Consider the following 6,462-nt stretch of genomic DNA (forward strand, 5'->3'; position numbering starts at 1 on the left):
AACATCAGCACAGATAAGAGAAAGAGTTATAATGGCCAGAGAGATACAGCTTAAAAGATTTAAAGGCAGAAAAAATCTTTTTAAAAATGCAGATATGCAAACCAGGGAAATTCGCGAATTTTGTAGAATTGATTCAAATGGTGAATTAATTTTAAAGAATGCGATTACAAAGCTTGGTCTTTCTGCCCGCGCTTACGACAAGATATTAAAAGTTGCAAGAACAATTGCAGACCTTGCGGGAAGCGAAAATATAAAACCAGAACATCTAAGCGAAGCAATTCAATACCGCAGCCTTGATAGAAACTTATTTGGTTTATGACTTAAGATAATCAATCAGCTTTATCTTTTTAAATTTGTCTCTCATCTTTTTAAGATCAACATTGCCCTCATTTAAAATTTTGCGAACTGAATTGATTGATATCTTAACATTATAAATTTTCTTCATCGCCCTCGCTATGGTTCGCAGTGTCCAATATCTTTTTGGAATTCCAAATTCAGATGGAGAAAATTGATTTACAAGGTTTACAATTTTTTGCTTATCTTCCTCTGAAAACTTTTCCTTTTTGCCTCTTTTTTTCGGAATAATTCCGTTTAAACCGTCTTTTTCAAAAAGTTTTAAAATGTGAGAAATTGCCTGCTTTGTGAGACCAGTTTCATTAGCTATTTCCCTGAGTGATTTTCCTTCTGCCTTGAGGAAAATCACTTTTGATCTGCGATAAAGTTGAGAATTTTTATTTGGTGATTCTTTCAAAATTTTCAAAAGTTCATCCATTTCATCCTGTTTCAGTTGTAATGTCCGCCTCTTGCCCATTTTTGGATTTTTGCAAGAAATTAAATTTCTATCTCCATTCCCTCTGCTGCAACAAGAAGATTAAATTTGTATTTTTTCTTTTTCACCTCATTTTTACAATGCTCAAAAATTTCATCTATCATATTATCTGTGTGAGTGTGGTCATGATGAAAGAGAAGAAGTCGCTTCACTTCACCTTCGTGCGCAACCCTAAGTGTAAAGAGGTAATGTGAATGACCCCAGCCAACTTTTTCAACATATTCCTCTGGTGTGTAAGTTGTATCGTGAATTAAAAGATCTGCACCTTTTACGAAGTCAAAAATTCTTTTGTTTGGGTCCCCGGGGATTTTGTCAAACTTTTCAACAACTTCTTTTTCCCAGTTAAAAAGGTAAGGAGTTATTTCCCTGTCAAACGGCTCATTATCGCTTATATAGACGACGGTTTTATTGTTAAAAGATATCCTATATCCAAGTGTAAAGCCGGGATGATTTACATAAATTGTTTGAACCGTGGCGTCGTAAATTTTAAATTCTTCCTCACCAACTTGCAAAAATTTTATTGTTGCTTTCAGCTCGCTCAATCTAACGGGGAAATAAACCCTGTCCATTTGATCTGCGACAATTTGCTCAAGTGTCTTTGATCTTGCCCCAGAGCCAACTATCGTGAATTCATTTCCAGATATAAAAAGGGGTTTGAAGAATGGAAAACCTTGAATGTGATCCCAGTGTGGATGAGTTATCATTATATAAGCCTTCGTTGATTCACCTTTGTGAATTAGATAGTTGCCGAGATTTTTTATTCCTGTTCCAGAATCAAGGATTATCAGATTATTATCGTCAAGTTTGAGTTCAACGCAGGGAGTGTTCCCCCCATAGCGAACTGTATCCTTTCCTGGTGTAGGGATTGAGCCCCTACAACCCCAAATTTTTAACTTCATAATTTTTTACCCCCTTTAAATTCTTATATTCATTTGAAAGTTCAACATAATGCAAAGCTGATTCTTCTATTGCCTTTCTTTCCTCTTCTGTTAATTCTCTTATAACTTTGGCAGGGACTCCAGCGACAAGCGTTCCCTCTGGCACAACAAATCCCTGCTTTACAAGTGAACCAGCTGCAACGAGAGAATAAGATTTAACTTCTGCACCATCAAGGACGACCGCACCCATCCCAATCAAACATTTATCCCGAACGATTGCCCCATGCAGAATCGCACCATGCCCAACTGTTACATCATTACCAATGATTAAAGGATATTTTTCGGTCGTTACATGAAGAATGCAACCATCTTGGATGTTTGTCCTTTCCCCGATTCTTATATAATTTACATCACCACGAATTACAGCATTGAACCATATATTTGCATCTTTACCAATTACAACATCACCGATTATCACAGCTCCATCGGCTATAAAAACAGATTCGTCAATTTCTGGGAATTTGCCTCTATAAGGTAATATTTTCATCGGACCACCGCTTTTGTTTTAATTTTTTTGAATATGTTCCCAAGAATTGTTCCAGCTTTTTAACTCAACAACGACGCTACCTACAAGAACTTTTAATTTGCCTTTCAATGGGATTGCTTTTTCATCTGCGCTTATCCAGCCGGTAAAATCTCCAGTTAAACCAAAAAAGCCAATATAATTTGCCTTACCATCTATTTCATAAGAATCAACGGGTTTGCTTATAGCGTCTATCTTTATCTTTGTCTTCTTTCTACCAAAATTTATAACTGTAATTCCCTTCGTTCCCTCAATAAAAGTTGGTACAGCTATTGTCTTTGTTTGATTGAAATTTGACCTCGCATAATAAAAAAGAGATGGCCCATCACAATACATTGTTGAAATTTTGACCGTATCTATCTTACGCCCTTTCGTATTGTATTCAAAATTATAATAGTTTTTCTCAACAACATATGCAGACGGATTTTCAATGAGCTGGTATTTGACGCTTTGATAATACTTTCGCTCGCGCTGTTCGCTGTGATATCTTCTTGCGATAAATTTTGAATCAAAAACAGCTTCAAAATCAGCATGGATGTCAACAAACGGAACCGAATAAGAATCAATCCTTACCCTGACCTTGTAAAAATCAATCCCATTTTCACTGAACTTATCAACAACTTTAAACTTTATCTGACCAAGTTTGAAAAAAAGATACTTGACTTCATAAACAAGTTCCTCACCAACCTGAATGAACGATGTGTTGAAGACTTTATCAAATTTTTCAAATTCCTGTTGATGAAAATCTGTTGATATTGCGAAAACTAAAGCAATTATAAAGTTCATAAAAAATTACTCTTCAGAACCAGTTGCCTTTCTTGGTGTTCTTTTTCTTGTTGGGAGTTTCTCTTCAAGCTTTGACTCAAGCTGTTGTTGTGCTGAAATTATCCTCTCTTCAAGTATCCTTTGATAGGCGACGATCTCACTTGTTTGCTGTTTTAAAACATCAACTATTGTTTTCAAATCATTCGTTGTAACCTCAATTTTCCCAGCTGTATTTTCAAAACCCTCAATTATATTTTTCTCCGCCGATTTCGTCAATCTTGAAAGATTTACTATCCCAAACACAACACCAGCTGAAATAAGTATAAGGATGATAAATCCAGCGATAAGTGTTGCTCTGTTTGAGCTAAGCTTTGAAATTATCTCGTCAATCTTTGATGTATTTTCATCAATTTTAGTTGAAACCTCTTTCACCCCAGCCCCAACTTCACCAATTGAGTTTTTCACATCTTTAATTCCATTTTCAACGCCCGAAACTTTTTCTTCAACCTTTGAAATACGGTTTCTCAAATCACGGTTCTGTGCCTCAATTTGACCTATCCTCTTTATTATTTGTTCATTTCCAGCAGAAATTGAAGATAACCTTGAATCAACTTTTTCAATCTTTGAAGAAAGCTCGTCCCTTGCTTGATTAACGCTTTGATTTAGCTTTTGATCAAATTCTCCACGGAGTGCATCTACTTTTTCTTTAAGTGAATTATCCATTGCTTCAAGTTTTTTCATTACATCGTCAACTGAATATTTCGTAATTTGCTGTTGAACTTGGGAGAAAAGGCTTAGAGAAAAAATAAAAATCAAAAGTAGCGTCAATTTAAGTTTCATTTTTTCACTGGTAATTTATTTTTAAATTTAAAGCCCCCGCAGAGAAATGGGGGCTTTGTTCACTTATTTACCAATTGCCAGAAGCTTCTCAGCCTGTGGCATAAGTTCAAGCGCTTTTTGGAATTGTTCATCAACTTCAAGCATTATCGGATACCATCCCTCATTTCGCCAGATAAACCTTGCGATATGTGCCTTTAAAATCGCTTTTATATATGGAAGATCCTGACTGTATTGTCCTTCGTCCCATTTTATTCCCTTTGATATGACGAAATCTTTAAATTCATTAAGCATCTCCTCCGTTATCATGAAATTCTTTTTGAAATTCTCAAAGTTGTTCCCATATTTGCTTCTTATCTCATTCCCTTTCACATCCATAAAGTTTGAAATGAAAATATAAAACAGATTTTGTCTTCTTATGTTAACTGAAAGTTCCGTCAAGTTTTGTGTTTTCACAACAAAATCAGGAGCAATTCCGCCCCCGCCGTAGACAGGACGGGATAAAATTTTGGTGTTATAAACAGTTTTTGCCGAATCTTTACCACCACCCAAATGTTCAGCTATTGATACATATTTCTTCCCTTCATAAGGCTTTTGGATTAATCTCCCGCTTGGCGTGTAATATCTTGCTGTTGTCAATCTAATTGCAGATCCATCATTTAATGGGAATTGTCTTTGCACAAGTCCTTTCCCAAATGTTGTATCGCCCACGACCAAACCTCTATCCCAGTCTTGTATCGCACCCGCAACTATTTCGCTTCCAGAAGCTGAACCTTGATTAACAAGCAGGATAACCGGGATGTTTTCAAGTGTTCCTTCAGAGGTAGCATAAAATTCTTCATTATATTCAGGAAGACGACCTTTGGTATAAACTATCAATCTTCCCTTTGGAAGGAACTCGTCAGCAATCTTCACCGCCTCTGAAAGAAGTCCGCCAGGGTTGTTCCTTAAATCAAGAATGAGTTTTTTCATTCCCTGTTCTTTTAACTTCCGAACCGCTTCTTTAAACTCCCGATCCGTTGTCTCAGAAAATCTATTTATGCTTATATAGCCGATGTCTTTTGAAACCATAACAGCAACATCAACGCTATAAATTGAGATTTTATCTCTTGTTATCACAAAGTCAAGCAGTTCTTTAACCCCAGGTCTTAAAATTGTCACTTTTACCTTTGTTCCCTTTGGACCGCGAAGTTTCTTTATCACATCCTCATTTTTTTAATCCTATAGCTGGTTGATCATCTATTTTAATTATTTTGTCCCCAGCCATTATCCCAAGTTGTTCACTTGGACCACCTGCTATCGGCGAGACAACATTTATCGTATCGTTTATTATTGTGAATTCAATCCCGATGCCCTCAAAGCTTCCTCTTATATCTTCATTTACTCTTTCCATTGCTTTCGCAGGAATATATACAGAATGTGGATCAAGAACACCAAGCATTCCTTCTATTGCAGCCTCAACAAGAGTTTGGGTATCAATTTTATCAACATAATTTTTCCGTGCGAGATTTAAAACATCGTTTAGTTTCATTATTTGTATATAAACATCATCACCGGAAAACAAACTATTTAAATTTGCTCCAATTACTATCCCAACTAAAAGGACAATTATTATCGTCAATGGTGAAAACCTTTGCCTGAGCATAATTTTTACCTCCTAATAATCTACTTTTATTTTGACATAAGTTAAAAAATTTTTTTCATATTTTCCAGCACCAAAGCCAAGCAAGATATCTTTCTTTATTTCCCATAGCAAATCAAAACCAAGTTTAAGTTTATTCTCAATGATCCCGTCAAGAAATTTAACTTTTTCGGCATCCCATTGGCGATGCCCAAGATTGAAATCGCCACCAACATTTATCGTATCAGATTCAATTATCGGGTTTCTCCCGTGCCTTGTTCTTTCTACAAAAATTGTCAAAGTTGCTCTTTTTGATAGAAGATAAATAATTTTGATGAAAAAATCATCTGAATTTGGACCTATCTCATGACCTAAAAGAAAACCGTTATGCGTGTAATTATTTTCGTTGAATCTGTGAGAGTAAACATAGGGTTCAATTCGTGTATATTCAAGTATAAGATCAGCGTTTTTAATAAAATTTGCGAAATAAAGCCCGAACTGATAACCGAGTTCGTTCCCATACCACCCGGTGCCAAGCGTTGGGAAATTTATATCATCAATTAAAACTGTCCCGTAGATTTGAAGGTTCTTAAAAATGTTTGATTTAAAATCAAAGCCAAGCAATGCATTGTCTCTGTCTTGGAGTGAATGTTCCGCAGATTTATAAAAGTTAATAGGATTAAGATAAGCAAGCTCGGGAAAGCGTTTGGTGTAAATCACGCCCTCCCAAACCCCGAAATTAAACTTGTCCCAAAAGTTAAAATTTAATCTGTGTGTTGCCAAGTATTTTGAATTTATCAATGTCATATTGCCCGCAATCGTATCTGGAATTATAAACTTTGTCCCAAGAAGCCATGAATGAACGAAATCATAAGATATACCCTTATATTTAAAGCGAATTTTAAAAAAGTCAAAGGAAGGAGATGTTTGAGAAATGAAAAGTTTTCCA

The 6,462-nt window shown here is 35.7% G+C and carries 9 protein-coding genes; 1 reads left to right on the top strand and 8 read right to left on the bottom strand.

The window, feature by feature from the left end; genetic code table 11:
• A partial coding sequence (locus tag AT685_RS00020) for a magnesium chelatase subunit ChlI family protein (protein ID WP_474113928.1) occupies positions 1-319 on the top strand: 319 nt, incomplete at its 5' end.
• Here AT685_RS00020 and AT685_RS00025 read toward each other — a convergent pair.
• From AT685_RS00025 to AT685_RS00055, 8 genes are all read right to left on the bottom strand, one after another.
• Positions 314-811 carry a helix-turn-helix domain-containing protein gene (locus tag AT685_RS00025; RefSeq protein ID WP_072151051.1) on the bottom strand — a complete coding sequence of 166 codons (498 nt, stop codon included), beginning with the start codon at positions 809-811 and terminating at the stop codon, positions 314-316. The genes AT685_RS00020 and AT685_RS00025 overlap by 6 nt on opposite strands.
• A gap of 20 nt (positions 812-831) precedes the next feature.
• Positions 832-1,728: an MBL fold metallo-hydrolase gene (locus AT685_RS00030; protein WP_081040488.1), complete on the bottom strand. Its 897-nt coding sequence runs from the start codon at positions 1,726-1,728 to the stop codon at positions 832-834.
• On the bottom strand, positions 1,703-2,254 hold the full coding sequence (locus AT685_RS00035) for a gamma carbonic anhydrase family protein (RefSeq protein ID WP_072150680.1): 552 nt from the start codon (positions 2,252-2,254) through the stop codon (positions 1,703-1,705). Before AT685_RS00035 ends, AT685_RS00030 begins: the two co-directional genes overlap by 26 nt.
• An 18-nt stretch (positions 2,255-2,272) precedes the next feature.
• Positions 2,273-3,076, bottom strand: coding sequence for a DUF3108 domain-containing protein (locus AT685_RS00040; RefSeq protein WP_072151053.1), 804 nt, complete (start codon positions 3,074-3,076; stop codon positions 2,273-2,275).
• Positions 3,077-3,082: 6 nt separating this feature from the next.
• Positions 3,083-3,895 carry a coiled-coil domain-containing protein gene (locus tag AT685_RS00045; protein ID WP_072151054.1) on the bottom strand — a complete coding sequence of 271 codons (813 nt, stop codon included), beginning with the start codon at positions 3,893-3,895 and terminating at the stop codon, positions 3,083-3,085.
• 63 nt (positions 3,896-3,958) lie between these two features.
• Positions 3,959-5,095 (bottom strand): S41 family peptidase, encoded by a 1,137-nt coding sequence (locus AT685_RS00050; RefSeq protein ID WP_081040489.1) that lies wholly within the window; start codon positions 5,093-5,095, stop codon positions 3,959-3,961.
• Positions 5,096-5,099: 4 nt separating this feature from the next.
• Positions 5,100-5,537, bottom strand: coding sequence for a S41 family peptidase (locus AT685_RS08240; protein ID WP_143713042.1), 438 nt, complete (start codon positions 5,535-5,537; stop codon positions 5,100-5,102).
• 12 nt (positions 5,538-5,549) lie between these two features.
• A partial coding sequence (locus AT685_RS00055; protein WP_143713043.1) for a capsule assembly Wzi family protein occupies positions 5,550-6,462 on the bottom strand: 913 nt, incomplete at its 5' end.

The organism is Candidatus Kryptobacter tengchongensis (assembly GCF_001458555.1).
Taxonomy (GTDB): Bacteria; Bacteroidota; Ignavibacteria; order Kryptoniales; family Kryptoniaceae; genus Kryptonium; species Kryptonium tengchongense.

Coding starts and splice junctions, on each gene's coding strand:
- AT685_RS00025 (WP_072151051.1), bottom strand. CDS start 811: ATGGGCAAGAGGCGGACATTACAACTGAAACAGGATGAAATGGATGAA.
- AT685_RS00030 (WP_081040488.1), bottom strand. CDS start 1,728: ATGAAGTTAAAAATTTGGGGTTGTAGGGGCTCAATCCCTACACCAGGA.
- AT685_RS00035 (WP_072150680.1), bottom strand. CDS start 2,254: ATGAAAATATTACCTTATAGAGGCAAATTCCCAGAAATTGACGAATCT.
- AT685_RS00040 (WP_072151053.1), bottom strand. CDS start 3,076: ATGAACTTTATAATTGCTTTAGTTTTCGCAATATCAACAGATTTTCAT.
- AT685_RS00045 (WP_072151054.1), bottom strand. CDS start 3,895: ATGAAACTTAAATTGACGCTACTTTTGATTTTTATTTTTTCTCTAAGC.
- AT685_RS08240 (WP_143713042.1), bottom strand. CDS start 5,537: ATGCTCAGGCAAAGGTTTTCACCATTGACGATAATAATTGTCCTTTTA.